The organism is Paenibacillus cellulosilyticus (genome assembly GCF_003182255.1).
In the GTDB taxonomy this organism is placed as follows: domain Bacteria; phylum Bacillota; class Bacilli; order Paenibacillales; family Paenibacillaceae; genus Paenibacillus_T; species Paenibacillus_T cellulosilyticus.
The window spans coordinates 1-21841 of record NZ_QGTQ01000046.1; the positions used below are offsets into that span (position 1 = coordinate 1).

A 21841-nucleotide genomic window follows, 5' to 3' on the forward strand; every position below is an offset into this window, starting at 1 on the left:
CCCATTCAGAGCAATCCGGTGACAACAGCGATCGTAAGAACATTCGCTCTGCGCAGCTGCCTTTGCAGTTCATTGAAACACAAGGGGCCGTCCCATAGTCTAATGACTTTTGGGACAGCCCCTTCGGATAGTGATATATTGGATTAGTATTATAAGAATCAATACATAAACGTGAAGTTTAAATAACTAGTTCACTTTAAAATACGATACGGCGCGGGACAAGTCGCCCACGATTTCTTTCAGTTGGACAGCGGATTCGGCCATGCTGCCCATTAGTGCTAATTGCTCTTCGGTAGCTGCGGCAACGGATTGGATTTTACCAAGATTGTCGGAAGAAGCGCGCGAAGACTGCTCCATCGATGCGCTCACCTGCTCAGCGCTTGCCGACATTTGCTCGGCAATCGCTGAGTTCTCTTGCAGCTGCTCGGCCATCTGTTCGATTGCATCCGAGATGCGCTTGAATTGATTATCAAGCACTTCGATCGTTTGACCACTCTTCTCTACTTCGACCAACGTTTTATTCATGGAGTCTGCGGCTTCCGTAATATCTTCCTTCGTTGCCGTAACGAGCTCGCGAATGCTGTCAGCGGACTCGAACGACTGTGAAGCGAGCTTTCGAATCTCGCCTGCGACGACGGCAAACCCTTTGCCATGCTCGCCAGCGCGCGCTGCTTCAATCGATGCATTTAGCGACAAAATGTTCGTCTGAGAAGCAAACGCCGTTATTTCATCCGCTATTTTACCGATTGTGCCGGAATGATTCTCCAACGTTTGAATCGATTGCGCAAGCAGCGTCAGCGTTTCCTTCATTTCGTTCATCTGACCGATCATATGATCCAGTGACTCGCGTCCCTCGGATGCATAGGACGATGTATCTGTGGATTGCGATGCCATCTCTGACGTATTGTCCGCAATACGGTTAATGCCAATTGCCATCTCTTCGATTGCACGAGACGTCTCCTCAGCTCCTCTAGCCTGAAGCTCAGTGCCGTTCGTGACCTCTTGAATATGTTCGGCGATATGGTTGGCAGAATCCGCAGTCTCCCGCGATGCCGTATGAAGCGTAACCGAGGAATCCGCTACCTTGCTCGCATTGTCGATAATGCCGCCAATCATCGACTTCAAATTGCCGATCATGGCGTCGGTGCTCTTCAGAATCGCGCCCATCTCGTCCGAGCTGTACTTCGCTTCCGATTCGACCGTCAAATCACCTTGCATGATACGGGATGTCTTAGATGCGGCACTACGGACAGACTTGCCAAGACGACGCATGACAATATACATAAGAATAACAACCACAATGACAATCAGACTTCCTTGGATGATCATCGACTTCTGGCTGCTGTTATTGTCATCCTCAATTTTCTGGAGAGATATAAGAGCATTCTCGTCAAGAATATTGCCAATGGTATCAATACCAGATCTTCCTTGCAAAAACAACGCCGTTACATCCTCGTTCACGTGCTTGCCGCTCTGGATCGCTTGACTTGTATCCTCTGCCCAAGCGTTAAATCCATCTGCAAAATCTTTGAATAATGCTGATACCGGCCGATCCGCACCCCGAGCTGTAATATTCAAAAGGCCAGCTTTCTCCATCAGTTCACGAGCATTGGCCATCCGATCGTTCGCCTGTTGAATATTATCTTTGTAGTCCTTCACGGCATCTTCAAGCTCTTTACCCGTCAGATTGCCCAGGTCGATAAGTGTATAAGCAAATAACGCCTGGTAAACATCTCGATCGGCGTTCATAATTTCGTTATTAGCAGTATAGGACGTTGTGTAGAGCTGCTGCTTCAACTTATCCACTGTTGTGTTTACATATAAAGGGTAATAGATCGATGTTCCGATATACAATAAAAATGGAATAGCTATCAATCCTATTACTTTCGTGCGAAAACTTAACTTCATTATCATCTTCCCTTCTACTATGCCGTATTCTAGTTGTCTGGACACAAGTGACACGACTGATAACCATCATATCGGCGAAACGGTTTCGAAAAATGAAGAGAATACCCAGAAATAAAAGGTTTGAATCAAAAAATGATGAAAAAGAACTACACAAAAAAAAGCCAGTACAACCAAAAAGCGCGTTGAACACGCTTAGGGTTGTACTGGCTTTCTCCTAACGGTAGGCAGGTCACTTGCTGCCTACCTATTCAGATCCTGTTATCGACTATACGCCAAAAGCTTGTGGATTCTCGCGCCAGGACTTCAGCGTCTCGATGTCCGATTGCTGCACTTTGCCGATCTCAGCTGCTACCTCGATAAGCGCCGAGTAGTTCGACAGCGTCTCAAGCGCGATACCTGCATTTGCGAATGCATCGGCCGCTGCAGCGAATTGATAAGAGAAAATCGCGAGCACGGCGTTTACTTTCGCGCCAGCCTCTTGTACGGCAAGTGCTGCTTTGAGCGAGCTGCCGCCTGTCGAGATCAAGTCCTCGATGACGACAACATTTTGACCAGCCTCAATGCGGCCTTCGATTTGATTTTGTTTGCCGTGGCCTTTCGCTTTATCACGAATGTAAGCCATTGGCAGACCAAGCTTCTGTGCAACCCATGCTGCGTGCGGAATGCCCGCCGTTGCCGTTCCTGCAATCACTTCGGCGTTCGGATAACGCTCACGAATAACCGCTGCGAAGCCTTCTGCGATCAGATCGCGAATCGCTGGATACGTCATCGTCAGACGGTTGTCGCAGTAGATTGGCGACTTGAGGCCGGACGTCCATGTGAACGGCTCATTCGGGCTAAGCGCTACCGCTTCAATCTCAAGCAGACTTTTTGCAATTTCACGTGGAAGTTGTTCTACGGATACAGTTGTCATACTGCCATCAGCTCCTTAATAATCGATTCAAGCGCTTCGCGTGGGCTTGGCGCACCTGTTATGGGTCTGCCGATTACCATGTAATCCGTACCAACCGTGATCGCTTGTGCCGGTGTCATAATGCGCGATTGGTCACCGATATCAGCACCAGCCGGGCGAATACCAGGCGTTATCGTTTGAAAATCGTTACCGCATGCCGCTTTGATCGCGACAACCTCTTGCGGCGAAGCAACAACGCCATTCAAGCCAGCTTCACGAGCGAGGCGAGCATAGCGAAGCACCGCTTCTTCAACTGGACCGACAATGCCGATCTCATCGTTCAGTACCGCTTGGCTTGTGCTTGTTAACTGCGTGACCGCAATAACAGAAGGACGTTTTGCACCTGCTGTCAGCGCTGCCTCCACACCTTCAAGTGCGGCCTCCATCATCGCTCGGCCACCTGCTGCGTGCACGTTGAATACGTCAACACCAAGCTTCGTGATGCTATTTGAGCCACCTTTAACGGTGTTTGGAATATCATGCATCTTCAGATCAAGGAATACGCTGTACCCGCGCTCTTTAAGCGCCGAGACGAATGCTGGACCAGCCGCATAATAGAGCTGCATGCCAACCTTCATAAAGCAAGGAATGCCTTCTAGTTCACGGAGCAGCTTCTCCGCTCCTGCAGCTTCCGGATAATCGAGTGCGACCATAATGCGCCCTGCTGCTTGCTCGTATGTCAAACCCATCGCTCAAGTCCCCTTTCGGTCGTTACCGTATTGGTTTGGTTAAGGCAGACATGGAAGGCGGCCACCCGCCGCCGCCCTTGAATCATCTGTTCGATGCTTCGAGGACAGCCGTCGTTGGCCGCTTACCTTCTGTCTTATTTGAATACCGGCATCGATCGGGACGAGAAGTTCAGCGTCTCGAGCATGCGGAGCAATGCGCGAACCGTATCGAGCGACGTCAAGCAGACTGCGCCGTTCTCAACCGCTTCACGGCGGATACGGAAACCGTCACGCTCAGGCGTTTTGCCCTTCGTCAGCGTGTTGACTACGAAGTTCGCTTGACCCGTACGGATCAGGTCGAGGATGTTAGGCGTACCCTCGCTCAGCTTGTTCACACGCGTTACACGCAGACCAGCTTCTTCGAGTGCTGTAGCCGTTCCGCCTGTTGCAATCAGCTTGTAGCCAAGTGCTGCGAAGCCTTCCATCAGCTCGACTGCATCTTGCTTGTCTTTATCTGCTACCGTTACAACGATGGCACCAGTCGTAGGGATTTTCATGCCTGCACCGATCAGACCTTTGTACAGAGCTTTCTCGTACTGTACGTCGCGGCCCATAACTTCGCCAGTCGATTTCATCTCTGGCGTCAGCGTAGGGTCAACGCGGCGGAGCTTCGCGAACGAGAACACCGGTACTTTAACCGATACGTACTCGTCTTCTGGCCACAGACCGTCCGTGTAACCGAACGAGCTCAGCTTCGTGCCGAGAATCGCTTGCGTAGCCAGGTTAGCCATCGGCAGGTTCGTTACTTTGGAGAGGAATGGAACCGTACGGGACGAACGAGGGTTAACCTCGATGACGTACACTTTCTCTTCATGGATTACGAACTGGATGTTTACCAGACCGATTACTTGCAGTTCCTTCGCGATCTTGATCGTAATGTCGATGATCGATTGTTTGATCTCATCGGACAGCGATTGCGGCGGATATACAGCGATCGAGTCACCGGAGTGAACGCCTGCGCGCTCGACATGCTCCATGATGCCTGGGATGAGAACCGTCTCGCCGTCGCAGATTGCGTCGACTTCAGCCTCTTTACCCAGCATGTAGCGGTCGATCAGGACCGGATGCTCTGGATTGATCTTGACAGCTTCTTTCATGTATACGAGCAGCTCCGAATCGGAGTAGACGATTTCCATTGCGCGGCCGCCGAGAACGTACGATGGACGTACGAGCACCGGATAACCGAGGCCTTGTGCAACAGCGACTGCTTCGTCAACATTCGTTACCGTGCTGCCTTTAGGCTGCGCGATGTCGAGCTTGCTAAGCATAGCTTCGAACTTCTTGCGGTCTTCTGCTGCATCAATGCTCTCGAGGCTCGAGCCAAGAATGCGTACGCCAGCCTTCGCAAGTGGTGCTGCCAGGTTGATTGCCGTTTGGCCGCCGAACTGAACGATTACGCCGATTGGCTTCTCTTGCTCGATGACGTTCATGACATCTTCGAAGAACAGTGGTTCGAAGTACAGGCGGTCGGACGTCGAGAAGTCCGTCGATACCGTCTCTGGGTTGTTGTTGATAATAACCGCTTCGTAGCCTGCTTTCTGGATTGCCCATACAGCGTGTACAGTCGAGTAGTCGAACTCGATGCCTTGACCGATACGGATCGGACCGGAACCAAGTACGAGCACTTTCTGTTTGCTCGATTCTGTTACTTCGTTCTCTACTTCATATGTCGAGTAGTAGTACGGCGTCGTTGCTTCGAACTCAGCTGCGCACGTATCTACCATTTTGTAAACAGGTTTCAGACCTTGCTCCAGGCGAGTAGCGCGGATCTCGTCTTCGTGCGTATGCGACTTCGCAGCGCCTTCGCGGCGGAGCTCAGCGATCGAACGGTCCGAGAAGCCTTTGCGTTTCGCTTCGTACAGCGTTTCACGCGTCAGCGTTGCTTCCTTGCGGATGCGATCTTCGAAAGCGATAATGCTTTCGATTTTGTCAAGGAACCACCAGTCAACCTTCGTCAGATCTTGAATGTCGAGCAGTGCCCAGCCGCGGCGGAATGCTTCTGCGATCAGGAACATGCGCTCGTCGTCTGGCTTAACGAGACGAGCTGTAAGCGTCTCGTCATCAAGCGACGAAGCTTCTTTCAGGTTCAGACGGTGTACACCGATCTCGAGCGAGCGAACCGCCTTGTGAATCGACTCTTCGAACGTACGGCCGATTGCCATAACTTCGCCAGTCGCTTTCATCTGCGTGCCCAGTTTACGGTTAGCCGATGTGAATTTGTCGAACGGCCAACGCGGAATCTTCGATACGATGTAGTCGAGCGTAGGCTCGAAGCATGCATATGTTTGGCCCGTAACTGGGTTCACGATTTCGTCCAGCGTGTAGCCGATTGCAATCTTAGCTGCCATCTTCGCGATTGGGTAACCCGTTGCTTTGGAAGCAAGAGCCGACGAGCGGCTAACGCGCGGGTTAACTTCGATGACATAGTATTGGTAGCTGTGCGGGTCAAGTGCGAACTGTACGTTACAGCCGCCTTCGATGTTCAGCGCACGGATGATTTTCAGCGATGCCGAACGGAGCATTTGGTACTCACGGTCAGACAGCGTTTGGCTAGGCGCTACGACGATCGAGTCGCCCGTGTGAACGCCTACTGGGTCGAAGTTTTCCATGTTGCAGACAACGATGCAGTTATCGTTCGCATCACGCATTACCTCGTATTCAACTTCCTTCATGCCAGCGATCGATTTCTCGATCAAGCATTGGCCGATTGGGCTGTAACGGATACCCGATGCAACCGTCTCAAGAAGCTCTTCTTCGTTTGCGCAAATACCGCCGCCCGTGCCGCCCAGCGTATAAGCAGGACGAACGATGATTGGATAGCCAATTTCGTTAGCGAAGTCGAGTGCTTCTTGAACCGTCGTTACGATGACGGATTCTGGAACCGGCTGCTCCAGTTCGCGCATCAGTTCACGGAACAGGTCGCGGTCTTCTGCTTTCTCGATTGCCGTCAGCTGCGTACCGAGCAGCTTCACGTTCTCGCGCTCCAGCACGCCCGCGCGTGCCAGTTCAACTGCCATGTTGAGACCCGTCTGGCCGCCCAGTGTTGGGAGGAGGCCGTCTGGCTTCTCTTTGCGAATGATTTGGGAGACGAAGTCGAGCGTGATTGGCTCGATATAAACTTTGGAAGCCATGTTCGTGTCAGTCATGATAGTAGCTGGGTTGCTGTTAATCAGAACAACCTCATAGCCCTCTTCCATCAATGCTTGGCAAGCTTGCGTACCTGCGTAGTCGAACTCAGCCGCTTGTCCAATGACGATTGGGCCGGAGCCGATGACGAGAATTTTTTTGAGTTCATTATTTTTGGGCATATTGCAGTTCTCCCTTCAGCGTCTCCTGCAGCCGTGTTTGAAGCGGCTTCGTAGGATTGTTTTTCTTATGATCACGAATCATCTCAAGGAACTGATCGAACAGGTAGCTCGAATCATGCGGGCCAGGCGCCGCTTCCGGGTGATATTGAACCGTAAACACAGGGTGCTTCTTATGTTTCAAACCTTCGATCGATTTGTCGTTGTTGTTGATGTGCGTTACTTCCAGCTCCGTGCCAGCGATGGATTCTTCCAGTACCGTGTAGCCATGGTTCTGCGAAGTGATGAAGCAGCGATTCGTTGCGAGTTCTTTAACCGGGTGGTTACCGCCGCGGTGTCCGAACTTCAGACGCGTCGTGTCTGCGCCGCAAGCGAGTGCGAACAGCTGGTGACCCAGGCAGATACCGAAGATCGGGAATTCGCCGATCAGCTGCTTGATCGTCTCAACTGCGTAAGGAACGTCTTTTGGATCCCCAGGGCCGTTGGACAACTGAATGCCATCTGGATTCAGGCGGCGGATTTCATCTGCCGTCGTGTTGTGTGGTACGACGATAACGTCGCAGCCGCGTTGGGACAGTTCTTTCACGATACCGCTCTTAGCGCCGAAGTCGATCAGAACGATGCGCTCTTTGTTGCCTGGAGCCGAGAACAGCTGTTTCGTAGACGTACGCGCTACTTGGTCGCGGAGCAGTTGAGCTACGCCCAGACGCTCTTGCAGCTCTTCAATGCGCTCGTTACCTGTCGTCAGAAGGCCTTTCATCGTACCGAAGTTACGCAGCTTACGCGTAAGCATACGCGTATCGATGTCGCTGATACCCGTGATGCCGTATTCCTTGAGCAAACGGTCAAGCGAGTACTCGCCGCGCCAGTTGGATGGCACCGGCTCATGACGGCGTACTACGAAGCCGTGGATGTATGGGCGTACCGACTCGAAGTCGTCGCGTGTGATACCGTAGTTACCGATGAGCGGATACGTCATCGTCACGATCTGACCGCAGTAGGATGGGTCGGACAGTACCTCCTGGTAACCTGTAATGCCTGTATTGAATACGACTTCGCCTGTCGATTGACCCTCAGCGCCAAACGCGAGGCCCGTGAACAGCGTTCCGTCTTCCAACAATAGTCTTGCTTGCATCCGAATTCACTCCTCGATAGTTATATATTAGTAGTGCCGTAATTACGCTTTGTTGTATACAACTTGACCGTTGTAGATCGTCGTCGTCGTCCAGCCGTACAGCTTCCAGCCGCCGAATGGCGTGTTGTTGCTCTTCGACGAGAACGTCTCAGGACGAACTTCGCGCTCATTCTCGAGATCAACGATCGTTAGGTCAGCAGGCGCTCCAACTTCCAGACGCCCCGTCGGAAGTCTGAAGACGCGTGCTGGATCCGATGTCATGCGTTGAAGCAGGAAGCCAAGCTTCCATTTGCCCGTGCGTACGAATTTCGTGTAGAGCAGCGGGAATGCTGTCTCGAAGCCAACGATGCCGAATGGCGCAAGCTGCGGTCCGCGTGCTTTCTCTTCTGCGCTGTGCGGCGCATGGTCCGTTACGACGATATCAATCGTGCCGTCCTCCAGACCTTCGATTACCGCTTGTACATCGCGTGGTGTCCGGAGCGGCGGGTTCATTTTCCAATTCGCGTCATCTACACCCGGGATATCTTCATCCGACAGCACGAGGTGATGCGGGCAAACCTCAGCTGTGATCTTCACACCGATCGACTTCGCAAGGCGGATCAAGCGAACCGATTGCTCCGTGCTGACGTGGCAGACGTGGTAGTGAACGCCCGTTGCTTCAGACAGCAGCGCGTCGCGGCCAACATGGATCGCTTCCGACTCGTTCGGAATACCTTTCAAGCCGTGCTTCTTCGCGAAGTTGCCTTCCGAAGCCCATGCGCCTTCAACGAGCGAGTCGTCTTCGCAGTGTGCGATAACTGGCATGTCGAGCGACTTCGCAAGCGTCATCGCGTTCTTCATCATCTGCGCGTTCTGTACGCCTACGCCGTCATCTGTAAAGCCGATTGCGCCAGCTTCCTTCAGTGCTGCGAAGTCCGTCAGCTCACGGCCAAGTTCGTTCTTCGTAATTGCCGCGTAAGGCAGGACGCGTACAACGCCTTCCTTCGCTGCTTTATCAAGAATGTATTTCACGGTTTCAGCCGTGTCCGTTACCGGCCGCGTGTTCGGCATACAAGCGATTGTTGTGAATCCGCCTGCCGCAGCCGAGCGCGTCCCTGTTGCTATGTCTTCTTTATATTCGAAGCCCGGATCGCGAAGATGTACGTGCATATCGATGAAACCAGCGCTGATCAGCTTGCCTGCTGCATCAACAACTTCTGCGCCAGCCGTTTCCGGTGTAGTCGAGCCGTCTACGATTTCTGCAATCGCATTGCCCTCTACTCGAACGTGCTTGCTCTCAACTGTGCCTGCTGCTTCGTTCCAAATAAGTCCGTTTAGTACCCAAAGTGTCATTCTTCGCTAACTCCCTTCAGTGTTGCCGTTCATTCATCTATTTTCAGTTCACACTAGCTTTAGCTCAGTGCGCGCTCCATAACCGCCATTCGGATCGGTACACCGTTGGACATTTGCGGGAAAATACGGGATTGCGGATGCTCAACAAGATCGCTGTCAATTTCAACGTTCCGGTTCACTGGTGCTGGGTGCATAATGATGGCATGCGGCGCAAGCTGCTTCGCGCGTTCCACTGTCAATCCGTAGCCTTCGCGGTAAGCCTCTGCCGAATTCATCACGCTGCCTGCATGGCGTTCCAGCTGTACGCGGAGCATCATGACGACGTCTGCGCGGATTGCTTCGTCCATCGAGATATAAGGTGCATCAAGATCTGATGCGCGCATGCTGTCCGGTGCGCAGAAGCTTACGTTCGCGCCGAACTTGCGAAGTGCCCACAAGTTTGAGCGAGCGACACGGCTGTGCTGAACGTCACCGATAATTGAAACATTGAGACCTTGCAGGCTGCCGAATTGCTTGCGCATCGTATACAGATCGAGTAATGCTTGTGTTGGATGCTCGTTGTTGCCATCGCCAGCGTTGATGAGTGGGACCTTCACGTTTGCAGCGATGTCTGCCAGCATGCCGATTGGCTTCAGGCGGATAACCCCTGCGTCGATTCCCATCGATTCGAGCGTTTTCACTGTATCGTAGATCGATTCGCCCTTCTCAACGCTCGATGCTGCTGCCGCGAAGTTCATCACTTCTGCGCCCAGCCGCTTCTGAGCCATTTCGAAGGAGAAGCGAGTCCGTGTGCTATTCTCGAAGAACATGTTCGCAACAAACTTGCCTTGCAGTACCGGATTCAGCTTCACCGATTGTTGTTCCCAGTAAGCCGCACGATCAAGAATCGATTCAATCTCTGCTGCATTCAGGTCTTTTAATCCGAGTAAGCTCCGTTGCTTGATTGCCGTTGTCGTCATTTGGCAAAGCCTCCCTATACCGTCTGTAAGCCTCATACGACGTTGTGAATGTTGGTCTTACATCGCATTGTGTTCGTTAGCTTAAGCTGATGCTAATGGTCACTTTGTCCTCGCCATCAACCTCAGCAAGCGACACCTCAATCTGCTCCTGCTTTGAAGTAGGAACGTTCTTCCCGACAAAATCCGGCCGAATCGGAAGCTCTCGATGACCGCGATCAACCAGCACTGCCAGCTGAATGACTTCCGGTCTTCCGCTATCCATGACAGCGTCCATCGCCGCCCGAATCGTCCGTCCGGTATACAGCACATCATCGAGCAAAAGAATGCGCCGGCCTTCTACGTTTAATCCGCAGCCCGCCTTACCGTTGCCAGCCTTGCTGCGATCTGCTGCAGCTGATCTGCGATCATCTCGGTAAGCTGTAATATCGAGATCGATGATCTCAACCGGCTTGCCTTCGATTTCCTCAATCAGCGCCGCCAGTCGTTCAGCGAGATAAATCCCCCTCGTCCGAATGCCGACCAGCAGAACGTTGTCAATGCCTTTGTTTCTCTCGACAATTTCGTGCGCAATTCGTGTCAATGCGCGTCGGATCGCTGTTTCATCCATTAGTGTCCGGTGCTGTTCTACCGTCATGGAAGCCGCTTCCTCCTTCATTTAGTCAGGCCAGCGTGTACAAAAAAACTCCTTGCCCTAACAGGCAAGGAGTCAGCTTGATAACCCGGTGCACTCACAGCGCAAACCGACAGCACCGTATCAGGCCGCAGATAAGACGCGCCTATAGAAACGATGCTCGGTTCTGCCGTCTGTGGGCCGACCGAGAAATATGTTATCACGCTACCTTGCCAGCCTCTCTGGGCTGAATTAAAGGTACTGCTTTATCGAAAGAAATTATCCCACATTCGACACCAACTGTCAAGACTCCCGCCAGCTTTTCCGCCCCATTGTTATCAGGCTTTGTGACATTATTATAAGTGATTGGGTTGCGGAATAATCAGATGCTATGGAACGGTTTATTGGAGGTACTGGCGAATATGATCGGACTAGACAAAAACACGCCATTATCCCGAACCCTAGGATAATGGCGTGCTCTTCAACTTTACAGTTTCAGCTTCTGAATGCGTTCTACAGCGCGCTCCGTGTTCTCGCGGCTGCCGAATGCCGTCAGACGCAGGTAGCCTTGGCCGCTTTGACCGAAGCCAACGCCTGGCGTACCAACAATGTTCGCCTCGGACAGCAGGCGGTCGAAGAACGACCACGAGTCTACGCCGTTTGGCGTCTGAAGCCAAATGTATGGCGCGTTGACGCCGCCGTACACTTGCAGACCAATCGATTTCAGACCTTCGCGGATGATGCTCGCATTCGTCATGTAGTAATCGATAATGGACTTCACTTGCTCTTTGCCCTCCGGCGTATAGATCGCTGCAGCCCCACGCTGCGTTACGTACGATACACCATTGAACTTCGTCGTGTGACGACGATTCCATAGGTCATTCACGAGCAGTTCATTGCCGTCCTTGTCATAGCCCTTCAGCTCGCGAGGAACAACCGTGTATGCACATCGCATACCTGTAAAGCCTGCCGTCTTCGAGAAGCTGCGGAATTCAATTGCAACTTCCTTTGCGCCTTCGATCTCATAGATGCTGCGCGGTACGTCTGCCTCTTGAATGAATGCTTCATATGCGGAATCAAACAGGATGATGCATTTGTTTGCTTTTGCATAATCAACCCAAACCTTCAACTCTTCCTTCGACAGCGTCATACCCGTTGGGTTGTTCGGATAGCACAGGTAGATGATGTCGACTTTACGCTTCGGCAGAGCTGGTTTAAAGTTGTTGTCTGCATTGCATTCCAAATATTCGATATTGTCATAACGGTTCGTCTCGCGATTGAACTTGCCAGAACGACCAGCCATTACGTTCGTATCAACGTAAACAGGATATACCGGGTCTTGAACTGCAATTACTGCATCTTGGCTGAAAATTTCTTGAATATTGCCGACGTCGCACTTGGATCCGTCGCTGAGAAATACTTCATTCAGCTGAATATCAACGCCGCGCGATTTATAGTCATTCTCGATAATCGCTTGAACGAGAAAATCATATCCTTGCTCTGGTCCATAACCGCGGAATGTACCCGGCTGCGCCATTTCATCAACGGCCGCGTGCATCGCTTGCACGACAGCAGCAGGCAGTCCGCGCGTAACGTCACCGATGCCAAGACTAATAATATCGGCGTTCGGATTCTCTTGTACAAATTTCGTACGGCGTTTCGCTATCTCAGAGAACAGATAGCTTCCTTGAAGCTCCAAATAGTTCTGATTCATCTGCGTCATTGCTCGATCACCTTTCCGTGACAGGGCGCGAGAGCAGCGCTCTCGAACCGCGTATATTTATGTTAACAGCATAGCTCATCCTATACGTCGACTAAAATATACGAATGCGCAAAAAATTTGTACTATTTCACGGCTTAACGTTGTCGCAAACTGTGCAGCACATGTTCCATGTCAGCTGGGATCGGAGCCTCAAACTGTAAAAACTCGCCTGTTCTCGGGTGTTCGAAGCCCAGAATAGCCGCATGAAGCGCTTGCCCCTTCAAGTCCACTGTCTTGCTGCGTCCATACATTGGATCGCCTGCCAGTGGGTGTCCAATATACTTCATGTGTACACGGATCTGATGTGTGCGGCCTGTTTCGAGCTGCAGCTCAAGCAAAGTGTAATCTTCACCAAGTCGTTCGATTACATTGAAATGCGTCACAGCATGGCGGCTGTTCTTCTCCGTAACCGTAAACATTTTACGGTCGCGCTCGTCTCTTCCGATTGGCGCATCAATCGTACCTCGTTCATGCGGTACCTTGCCGTGCACGAGCGCAATATATTTGCGTGTGACCGTGTGCGCTTTCAGTTGTTCAGAGAGCGATGCATGCGCAGTATCGTTCTTCGCAGCCATTAATAAGCCGGAGGTATCTTTATCGATGCGGTGTACGATACCTGGACGAATCGAGCCGTTAATGCCAGACAGATCCTTGCAATGATACAGCAGTGCGTTGACAACCGTACCCGACGAGTGCCCTGGTGCAGGATGAACGACAAGTCCCCGCTGCTTGTTAATAACGATAACGTCGCTGTCCTCGTATACAACCTCCAGCGGAATCGGCTCAGCCACAATCTCCGTCGGTTGAGCCTCCGGCACATGAACAGCAACCAGATCGCCAGCCACCAGTCGATGCTTCGGCTTCGCTACACTACCGTTCACCAGTACAGCGCCATCCTTGATCCAGTCTTGAACTTGCGTCCGCGACACTGCGTCGTCATCCATTGCTTCTGCTACGAATTTGTCCAGACGCTCACCAGCAGCCGTTTCGTCAATTTCCCATTCTAATGAAGCTTCGTCTTCCGACGTGTCGTCATCATCTTCTTCATATACATATTCGATTTCGGTTTCTTCTTGATCCGTATTCCAATTTTGCTTCATTATGTCTATCTTTCCTTCCACACCTATTCTTGCGGCTGTTTCGGTTCCGAATAAGACGCAGCGATTGCATTGTCCACATAAGCTTGTTTCTCCGCTCTAGCAGCCAGCAGCGAATCAAGCACAATAAGTCCTACACCGATACAAATAGCCGTATCCGCCAAGTTGAAAATCGCAAATGTGTAGCTGCCAAACGTAAATTGCAGGAAGTCGACAACCTCACCCGTTCTTGCACGGTCGATGAAATTACCAAGCGCGCCACCAAGCACGAGAGCTAGTCCTGTCAGGAGAAGCGCTCTGCCTTTCTTGCGCGACAGGAAGGTCATGTAACCAACAAGTCCAATTGTGATGATGATCGTAATAATGAGAAAGAATACGCGCTGATTCTCCAGCAGACTGAACGCTGCACCTGTATTCCGAATCGAAGTAATGACGAAAAATTCTCCGATTACTCGGACCTGCTCATTCAAATCCAGCTCATTGACGATCATCTTCTTGGATATGTAGTCCACCAAAAACGTAATACCACTAATTACAAGATAGAACAATAAACGCAGCACCGTTTCTCCTCCTAAAAGCAATTTGCGTTACTTTCATAAATCCACTTCCTGCTAGCAAATTGCTGACAGTCCAATCTATTGTAGCATAAACCCTGCGGCAGCGACCAGAACATCCAAGGTCGAAGGTCCCACTTCGGAATGCAGAACTATCCAGAACAGGCTTGAACCTCCGAAGCCTAAGCATGCTAAAAAAGCGCCTCTCCGTTCACCCTATACCTATTGCCGCCGCAACGATACGAGTGGAATCGAATAAAGGAAGGTGCTGACATTGACGATACTGAACGAGCAGCAAATCGCCCATTTTCGAAGTCGGCTTATCGATATAAAAAGATCGCTCGAACAATCGCAGCATGACAGCGAACAAGGTGGCCTCGCGAACTCGTTGAAGGATGAGACCGGCGAGCTATCGCCAATCGATAACCATCCAGGTGATGTTGCGACAGATATGTTCGAACGCAGTAAAGATCTGGCTATTCATGAGCTGCAGGATTTTCATCTCGATCGCATTGATCAAGCATTAGCGGCCATTGATAATGGCACTTATGGGAAATGCAGAACATGTGGTCAAGCCATTCCGATTGAACGGCTGGAGGCGCTGCCGGATTCCTTATACTGCGCGCAGCATGCGCCGAGGCAGGAGCTTTCGAACCGCCGTCCAGCTGAGGAAGACTTCCTTCAACCCGCCTTCGGCCGAAGCCGAAGAGAAGATGATGGCTACACCGGATTCGATGGAGAAGACGCTTGGCAGATCGTCGAGCATTATGGCAACTCAAACTCTCCTGCCATGTCTGAAAACCGGGAAGTCGACTCCTATAACGAAATGTACACCGAGGCCGACGAGAATGAAGGGTTCGTCGAGCCAATTGAAAGTTTCTTGGCAACCGATATTACAGGCCGTGTTGTCTCTGTCGTCCGCAACCGCCAATATCATGAATACATGTCCCATGGCGAAGGTGATGACGAACTGTCCTTTAACACGAATGAAGAGGACAACGATTCCTACGGTGCAGCTTCTAATACATTTTACCTTCAAGCTGGGCTTGTACGACTCGAACCAAATCGGCAACGAAATCGCCGATAATCGGAAGATTAAGTGCACCGATTATTCGCAGCACATAGAGGATGCTCGCGGCGAATACGGTAAAGCCAAGTGCGATGCCGACGCCGCGTGCAGTCCCTGACAGAAAGTTGCGCCATATAAGCCGGAACGGCCGATTCAGCAGCTCGATGTAGTCGCGTATTTGCGCACGTTCCATATCCTTTGCCACCTGATGCAGCTGCCGGTCCACTGCGTTAAGAGACGCCCGTAGAGCATTCAGCTCCTCCTTCTCATCGGTATCTTTCGTTATCGATACCATAAATCCGGCCCCCCTCCGTTGTAAAATAGGGGCTTGCCCCTTATGACCCCAAGCAACATTTCATACCCTCACCCAAACCCTCAGGAGTTTCTACCCACCCAAACCCTCCCTGCAAGGGAGGGCCCCATGGGACTCCCGTCCCCTGGACCCCGGAATGGGAGACGTAGGATCGACAGAGGCGCGGCTAAGATACTGCGTGCTAAGAGTCGCGTGCCCCTACGGGACAAGCTTACTTCTTGTGCGTATAAATTCTATTTAGTTCCAAACCAATAAGTTTTCCTACAACCCGAAAACTTATACTTTCCTTACTTTCGAAAACGAGCGCATACTTGATGATTGCTCATCAAGCATGCGCTCGTTTTTTGGTTTGCTGCTATTTAGATTGTCCTTATTTAAGGATTTGAATTCCAACGGTTTTGCCGCCGAGCTCTACCCGCTCCAGCTCTTCAGGGGAACCAAACGATACGGAGTTCACGAGTACGTTCTCACGCAGCACGTTGTCGAATGCTTGCAGGGCAGCTTGCAGCTCTGCATCGACTTCAAGAACGAGATCGATACGTTTCTCGATCGGCAGATCCAGTTTTTTACGCGTGTCTTGCACGGCGCGGATAACTTCACGTACCCAGCCCTCTTGCTCAAGCTCTGGCGTAATATCCGTGTTCAGTGCAACCGTCAGCGAGTAGCCCGATGCCGATGCGAAGCCAGCTTTCGCCTGCTTCTCAACAAGCAGCTCGTCAACCGTGATCGCGATCGATTCACCTTCTGCAGTCGTAAACGTCAGTCCGCCGCCTTGAACAGCTGCACGCGTTTGATCCGCAGCCAGCTCTTTTAGATACGATTGGATAGGACCTACGTTTTTGCCGAACTTCTTACCTGCTACTTTCAGGTTCAGCTTCAGCGTGAAGTCAACGAATCCGCTGTCGCTGTTCTCAATAACGATCGTCTTCACGTTGATCTCGTCCTTGATGATGTCCTCATAGGCTGCAACGTCAAAGTCGCGATCAAGCGATACGATCAGCTCGGACAGCGGTTGACGCGTCTTGATACCCGTTTCGTTACGAACGTTACGAGCCAGCTCAACGATCTGACGAGCGGTCTCCATGTCACGCTCCAACGCTTCGTCGATCGCAGATTCGTCTGCTGTCGGGAAGTCCGCCAGATGAACGCTGCCTTCACCGCCAAGGTTGCCGTATACATCGTCAGCAAGAAGCGGAGCATATGGTGCGATCAGACGCGACAGCGTTACAAGCACGTGACGCAGCGTGCCATAAGCTTCCAGTTTGTCTTCCGTCAGGCCGCTTCCCCAGAAGCGGTCACGCGAACGACGGATGTACCAGTTGCTGAGTTCGTCAACGAATGCCTCGATGCCTTTTGCAGGGTTGAGGAAGTCATTCGCATCAAGACCTTTCACCACTTGCGTGATCAAGCTGTTCAGACGCGATACGATCCAGCGGTCCAGCTTCGCCGTTGATGGCTTGTAAGGATGCTCAGCTGGGTTAAAGCCATCGATCGTTGCATACAGCGCGAAGAACGCATGCGTATTTACGATCGTGTCGATTACTTTCGATTTCGCTTCGGCTACGATGCCGCGCGAGAAACGTTTGCTGTTCCAAGGTGCGCTGTCCGCGAGCAGTGCCCAGCGGAATGCATCCGTACCGAACTCATTGATAATTTCCCAAGGATCGATAACGTTGCCCTTCGACTTGGACATCTTCTGGCCGTTCTCGTCGAGAATGTGGCCGGTCGAGATAACTGCTTTATATGGCGCTTTGCCGTTAAACAGCGTCGATACAGCGAGCAGCGAGAAGAACCAGCCGCGCGTTTGGTCGATACCTTCACAGATAATGTCCGCTGGATATTGATCCGCGAATTTCGATTCGTCGCTGAACGGATAGTGCTGCTGCGCGAACGGCATCGAGCCACTGTCGAACCATACGTCGATCACTTCAGACGTACGCGTCATGACAGCACCTTCTGCGAATGGCGATTTCAGCTTGATTTCGTCCACGTAAGGCTTGTGAAGCTCGATATCCTCCGGTACAAAATCAACCGCACGTTCGCACAGGTCAGCGATGCTGCTTGGTGCATATTCTTTGCCTGTCACTTCGCACACCCATACGTTGAGCGGCGTGCCCCAATAACGGTTACGGCTGATGTTCCAGTCGACCAGATCCTCAAGGAACTTACCGAAGCGGCCTTCACGAATATGGCCTGGATACCAGTCCACTTCGCTGTTGTTCTTGATCAGCTGATCTTTGACAGCTGTCGTCTCGATGAACCAGCTCTCCGTTGCATAATAGAGCAGCGGCGATTTGCAACGCCAGCAAAACGGATAGCTGTGCTCGTATTTCTCTTTGCTGAACAGCAGTCCACGCTCGCTCAGCATTTTGACAATATCAATGTCACAGTCTTTGACAAAACGGCCTGCAAGATCCGTTACTTCATCTACATAGCGGCCTGCGTTGTTCACAACGCTCAGCATGCTGATGCCGTTCGCACGAGCTGCCTTGTAGTCATCGTCACCATGTGCTGGTGCGATGTGAACGATACCTGTACCGCTCGTATCGCTGACGAATTCTGCGCCGATAACGATATGGCCCTTCTCAATCGCAACGTAGCGGAATGGAGGCTCGTAGCTCTTGCCAACAAGGTCTGCACCTTTAACCGAACCAACGATCTCGTATTCGCTGTCTTTGAATACAGATTCAACAAGCGCTTGTGCGACTACATACGTCTCTTCGCCGCGTTTCACCTTCGCATACGCAAGAGATGGATTCACAGCAAGCGCAACGTTCGCAGGAAGCGTCCATGGCGTTGTCGTCCAAGCGAGCACATACTCGTTCGAGTCTGTCAGCTTGAACTTAACCGTTGCACTCAGATCTTTAACATCCTCGTAGCCTTGTGCAACCTCATGCGAGCTGAGCGTCGTCTGGCAGCATGGGCAGTACGGGCTTACACGGTGACCGCGGTACAGCAGCCCTTTCTGATGAATCTTGGATAGAAGATGCCACACGCTCTCGATATAGTTGTTATCCAGCGTAATGTACGGATTGTCCATGTCCGTCCAATATGCGATAGCTTCTGTGAGTTCGCGCCATTGCTTCTCGTACTCGAAGACGCTCGCTTTACATTTCTTAATGAAAGCTTCTACGCCATAGTTCTCGATCTCTTGCTTGCCGGAGATGCCAAGCTGCTTCTCAACGCCCAGTTCAACTGGCAGACCGTGCGTATCCCAGCCTGCTTTACGGACTACGCGATAACCCGACATCGTTTTGTAACGGCAAATAAAGTCTTTGATTACACGGCCAAGCACGTGACCGATATGTGGTGCACCGTTTGCTGTTGGAGGTCCTTCGTAGAAGACGAAGTTCGGCTTGCCCTCCCGGTTTGTGATCGATTGCTTGAACGTATCATTGTTTCTCCACTGCTCTAGAACACGAAGCTCACGGCTCCGCGCACGTTCTTTGACGTCTACGCGTTGCATCGTTGTCTATCCCCTTTCAATTGAACGAACTTGTTTCCAAATGAAAACAAAAAAGACCCGTCCCCTATAAGGGACGAGTCATAACTCGCGATACCACCCTCGTTCCATTCATTGCCTGCCCAAATGGACAGTCCGACGAAGCAGTTGTTAAACAGCTGCAGTCGAGGCATGAATGGCACCTCAATCACGAACAGGCTCCTAGCGCTTGTGTTCGTGTTCCCTGTAACGGGGGACATCCGTCAGCGCTTACTATTGCCCCATCCCATCAATCGTAATCGCATCTTGCGATAGAGATGGTCGGTTCAAGTTCTGCACTGCTTCTCGGAGAGGATATTCCGAAGCATACCGAACGCCGGCTTTCAGCAATTACCGGCTCTCTGGGGAACGGAAACACATCGTACTCGTTCTCGTCAACGAAGTTCACTTTCATTCATAATATAACTAGTTATAGCGCAGCGTGCCGAAATTGTCAAATTCGGCACGCTGCATGGGCTAACTATGGACAACAGCTGGCTACAAGCGTTCCTGAGCCGCTGCTGCGCTTGATTCCAGTGCTTCCCAGCCGTCTTGGCTGAGCAGCTCCAGTTGTGCTTCGACGAGTGTCCGGAAACGGGCACGATAGATAGAAGCTTGTTTCTTCAGCTCCTCTACCTCAAGTGCTACCTTACGCGATTTGGACAACGACTCATTGATGATTCGGTCAGCGTTCTTCTCCGCTTCCTTCACGATCAACTGCGCTTCCTTCTTCGCATTCGACTTCACTTCATCAGCCGCTTCTTGCGCAATAATAATCGTCTTGCTGAGTGTCTCTTCGATGTTGGAGAAGTGATTGAGCTTCTCCTGCAATCCCAGCAGCTGGTTCTGCATTTCTTTGTTCTCGCGAATCAACGACTCGTAGTCTTTGATGACCTGATCCAGGAATTCATTAACTTCATCCTCGTCGTAGCCGCGAAGTCTTCTTCCAAACTCCTTATTATGTATGTCCAATGGCGTTAGCGGCATTGGCGCACCTCCTAATGGATATGACGGATCTGTGTTTGTAATGAATCTGTTCGACAGTACCGTCCAAAATCCTGCATCAGATCAAATAAATTTCCCGATTAGCACGCGAACTCTGCCTTTTTTTGTCATTCCTTCAATGTCCATCACTTTGAACCGGCCAAGCCCTTTCATCGAGATGACATCTCCAGCCTTCAGTGTCGCAGATGGATCTTCAACGACCTTCCAGTTAACGCGGCATCGTCCGGCACGGATTGGATCGACAATTCGTGCTCGACTAATTCGGAACGCATCGCTAGCAATACCGTCCAGACGCAGAGAAGCCACCGATAGACTCATCTCCTCCAGCTTCGGCACAACAATTCGAAGTGCTGATAAAGGTATCAGCTCGGTTAGGACATGAACCCGGTGGACTTGACGCAAATGAATATTGATATAGTCGGCGATCTCTTCTGTGACGAGGACATGACAGCCTTCCTCGTGCACATGGATGTCGCCGATCAGATCTCTTTTAACGCCAAGCCCGAGCAATGCCCCGAGATAATCCCCGTGATCCAGCTCCAAATGGCCCTGCGAATCAGCCGTTACAGCGATTGCCTGCACACCCATCGGTTCGTCTTCGAGGTACGCATAGTCCGGTGCAATGAGCGCCCGCTGCCGTTCGGCATCAGGACCGCCACCTTCGTATCGAACTTCGACGCGGCCATTGCGATTGGCTAATGAACGTACAATCTCAATCTGCCGAGGATCCAAATAATCGGTTCGTTTCCACTCATGCCGCTCTGCAGCCCGCTCGATCCACTCATCCACCCGATCGACGAATGCACGCTCGTCCGGGTGGAAATGGTCGTAAATGTTGCCTTTCGTGTTCATCGTTCGTCAGCCTGCTTCCTTAGAGGAAGATATCTAATACGAAGATGATACCGTAAGCGATGAAGCTTAGCGCAAGAACCGCAATGAACGGGGAAATGTCAAGCATACCGCCGATTGGTGGAATGAATCTGCGGAAGATGGACAAGTACGGCTCTACTATTTTACCCAACAACTGGCCAATGAAGCTGTCGCGTGCGTTCGGAAGCCACGATAACAGCACATAACCGATAATAAGAAACGTATATATGTCTTCAAGTCTGAACACATACCAGCTAAGTGTACTTAGCAAATCTAGGTCACCTCGTTCGTTTGTAATCCTGGTCGTCCACTAGCAGCTCGGAGATGGTGCCCTGAATTTCCACATTCTCTGGCGCACAGAAGAAAATGCCTGGTCCGATCCGGTTCATCGTTCCGCTGACCGCATAAAGCGTGCCGAGCAGGAAGTCGAAAATCCGCTTCGCAACATCATTAGGTACACGCTGCAAATTGACTACAACGCCGCGACGTGCACGGAGATGATCGGCGATCTCTTGCGCTTCCTCAAACGAACGTGGCTCGTTGAGCACAACCCGAACATTCTTCTGCGAATGGATGCTCACAATATTGGAACTCTTCGATTGTTTACGCGCTTCGAACGGCGAGGTTTCAAAATCATTCTCATGTTCTTCCGCATGCTGCGCATTATGCTGCTGATTTGGCTGCGTTACTTTCTCGTGTTCGATGATTTCTTCCTCATCCTGAAGGCCAAAAAAATTCATGAACTTATTCATTACACTCAT

Annotated in this window: 18 protein-coding genes and 1 other annotated feature; of the genes, 1 reads left to right on the forward strand and 17 read right to left on the reverse strand. The window is 51.4% G+C overall.

The features are described from left to right. Positions 1 to 186 precede the first annotated feature (186 nt). The 11 genes from DFQ01_RS29460 to lspA all read right to left on the reverse strand — a co-directional run bounded on the left by DFQ01_RS29460 (position 187) and on the right by lspA (position 14348). Entirely contained in the window at positions 187 to 1908 is a 1722-nt protein-coding gene (locus tag DFQ01_RS29460; protein ID WP_174812431.1) for a methyl-accepting chemotaxis protein, read from the reverse strand. 265 nt (positions 1909 to 2173) lie between these two features. Further along, positions 2174 to 2821, reverse strand: coding sequence for an orotate phosphoribosyltransferase (pyrE, locus tag DFQ01_RS29465; RefSeq protein ID WP_110047513.1), 648 nt, complete (start codon positions 2819 to 2821; stop codon positions 2174 to 2176). After that, positions 2818 to 3549: an orotidine-5'-phosphate decarboxylase gene (pyrF, locus tag DFQ01_RS29470; RefSeq protein ID WP_110047514.1), complete on the reverse strand. Its 732-nt coding sequence runs from the start codon at positions 3547 to 3549 to the stop codon at positions 2818 to 2820. The genes pyrE and pyrF overlap by 4 nt, the downstream gene beginning before the upstream one ends. A 134-nt stretch (positions 3550 to 3683) precedes the next feature. Further along, positions 3684 to 6896 (reverse strand): carbamoyl-phosphate synthase large subunit, encoded by a 3213-nt coding sequence (gene carB, locus DFQ01_RS29475; RefSeq protein WP_110047515.1) that lies wholly within the window; start codon positions 6894 to 6896, stop codon positions 3684 to 3686. Further along, positions 6883 to 8028: a carbamoyl phosphate synthase small subunit gene (locus DFQ01_RS29480; RefSeq protein WP_110047516.1), complete on the reverse strand. Its 1146-nt coding sequence runs from the start codon at positions 8026 to 8028 to the stop codon at positions 6883 to 6885. The genes carB and DFQ01_RS29480 overlap by 14 nt, the downstream gene beginning before the upstream one ends. A 42-nt stretch (positions 8029 to 8070) precedes the next feature. Then, positions 8071 to 9360: a dihydroorotase gene (locus DFQ01_RS29485; protein WP_110047517.1), complete on the reverse strand. Its 1290-nt coding sequence runs from the start codon at positions 9358 to 9360 to the stop codon at positions 8071 to 8073. Positions 9361 to 9419: 59 nt separating this feature from the next. Continuing rightward, positions 9420 to 10319: an aspartate carbamoyltransferase catalytic subunit gene (locus DFQ01_RS29490; protein WP_110047518.1), complete on the reverse strand. Its 900-nt coding sequence runs from the start codon at positions 10317 to 10319 to the stop codon at positions 9420 to 9422. Between the two features lie 76 nt (positions 10320 to 10395). Next, positions 10396 to 10953 carry a bifunctional pyr operon transcriptional regulator/uracil phosphoribosyltransferase PyrR gene (gene pyrR / locus DFQ01_RS29495; protein WP_110047519.1) on the reverse strand — a complete coding sequence of 186 codons (558 nt, stop codon included), beginning with the start codon at positions 10951 to 10953 and terminating at the stop codon, positions 10396 to 10398. Positions 10954 to 11416: 463 nt separating this feature from the next. After that, complete coding sequence (locus tag DFQ01_RS29500) at positions 11417 to 12652, reverse strand: LL-diaminopimelate aminotransferase (protein WP_110047520.1); 1236 nt, start codon at positions 12650 to 12652, stop codon at positions 11417 to 11419. 134 nt (positions 12653 to 12786) lie between these two features. Beyond that, positions 12787 to 13791, reverse strand: coding sequence for an RluA family pseudouridine synthase (locus DFQ01_RS29505; protein ID WP_110047521.1), 1005 nt, complete (start codon positions 13789 to 13791; stop codon positions 12787 to 12789). Between the two features lie 23 nt (positions 13792 to 13814). Next, positions 13815 to 14348 carry a signal peptidase II gene (gene lspA / locus DFQ01_RS29510; RefSeq protein ID WP_281272051.1) on the reverse strand — a complete coding sequence of 178 codons (534 nt, stop codon included), beginning with the start codon at positions 14346 to 14348 and terminating at the stop codon, positions 13815 to 13817. Between the two features lie 259 nt (positions 14349 to 14607). On the opposite strand from lspA, the gene DFQ01_RS29515 reads away from it, so the two are divergent. Continuing rightward, entirely contained in the window at positions 14608 to 15429 is an 822-nt protein-coding gene (locus DFQ01_RS29515; protein WP_425452451.1) for a TraR/DksA C4-type zinc finger protein, read from the forward strand. Here DFQ01_RS29515 and DFQ01_RS29520 read toward each other — a convergent pair. The 6 genes from DFQ01_RS29520 to DFQ01_RS29550 form a co-directional block, all read right to left on the reverse strand. Next, positions 15362 to 15706, reverse strand: a complete 345-nt coding sequence (locus DFQ01_RS29520; protein WP_110047523.1) for a DUF5665 domain-containing protein — start codon at positions 15704 to 15706, stop codon at positions 15362 to 15364. The genes DFQ01_RS29515 and DFQ01_RS29520 overlap by 68 nt on opposite strands. Before the next feature lie 388 nt (positions 15707 to 16094). Next, a complete protein-coding gene (gene ileS, locus DFQ01_RS29525) occupies positions 16095 to 19190 on the reverse strand; it encodes an isoleucine--tRNA ligase (protein ID WP_110047524.1) in 3096 nt (1031 codons plus the stop codon). Between the two features lie 66 nt (positions 19191 to 19256). Continuing rightward, positions 19257 to 19613, reverse strand: a binding site (T-box leader). A gap of 90 nt (positions 19614 to 19703) precedes the next feature. Continuing rightward, positions 19704 to 20192, reverse strand: coding sequence for a DivIVA domain-containing protein (locus tag DFQ01_RS29535; RefSeq protein WP_110047526.1), 489 nt, complete (start codon positions 20190 to 20192; stop codon positions 19704 to 19706). Positions 20193 to 20273: 81 nt separating this feature from the next. After that, entirely contained in the window at positions 20274 to 21062 is a 789-nt protein-coding gene (locus DFQ01_RS29540) for a YlmH family RNA-binding protein (protein ID WP_110047527.1), read from the reverse strand. A 19-nt stretch (positions 21063 to 21081) separates the two neighbouring features. Continuing rightward, positions 21082 to 21351: a YggT family protein gene (locus tag DFQ01_RS29545; RefSeq protein ID WP_110047528.1), complete on the reverse strand. Its 270-nt coding sequence runs from the start codon at positions 21349 to 21351 to the stop codon at positions 21082 to 21084. Between the two features lie 7 nt (positions 21352 to 21358). Beyond that, on the reverse strand, positions 21359 to 21841 hold the full coding sequence (locus DFQ01_RS29550; protein ID WP_110047529.1) for a cell division protein SepF: 483 nt from the start codon (positions 21839 to 21841) through the stop codon (positions 21359 to 21361).